The organism is Rhodococcus jostii NBRC 16295 (assembly GCF_001894825.1).
Taxonomy (GTDB): Bacteria; Actinomycetota; Actinomycetes; order Mycobacteriales; family Mycobacteriaceae; genus Rhodococcus_F; species Rhodococcus_F jostii.
On sequence record NZ_BCWY01000280.1, the window covers coordinates 1 to 594 of the forward strand.

The following is a 594-nucleotide window of genomic DNA, read 5'->3' on the forward strand; positions in this document are numbered from 1 at the left end:
GGGCAGCGGGGAGATCATGATCGCGCCGGTCTCGGTCTGCCACCAGGTGTCGACGATCGGGGCCGTGTTGCCGCCGATCACCTCACGGAACCACTTCCACGCCTCGGGATTGATCGGTTCGCCCACCGAGCCGAGGAGCCGGATCGAGGACAGGTCGTGGGCGTCCGGAATGTCGCGGCCCCACTTCATGAAGGTGCGCACCAGTGTGGGTGCGGTGTAGTAGATGCTGACGCTGTACTTCTCGATGATCTGGAAGTGGCGGTGCTCGTCGGGGGAGTTGGGGGTGCCCTCGTAGACCACCTGGGTGACACCGTTGCTCAGGGGTCCGTAGACGATGTAGCTGTGCCCGGTGACCCAGCCGATGTCGGCGGTGCACCAGTACACGTCCTCGCCCGCCTTGTGGTCGAACACGTTGTGGTGGGTGTACGACGCCTGGGTGAGGTACCCGCCGGAGGTGTGGATGATGCCCTTGGGCTTTCCGGTGGTGCCGGAGGTGTAGAGGATGAACAGCGGGTGCTCGGAGTCGAACGGCTGCGCCTGATGTGTGTCGGACGCTTTGTCGACGGTCTCGTGCCACCACAGGTCCCGGCCCTC

1 protein-coding gene is annotated in these 594 nt (G+C 65.0%); it reads right to left on the reverse strand.

The window, feature by feature from the left end:
• Positions 1–594, reverse strand: a 594-nt coding sequence (locus tag RJ1_RS45200; RefSeq protein WP_143169635.1) for an AMP-binding protein, incomplete at both ends; no start/stop codon positions are given.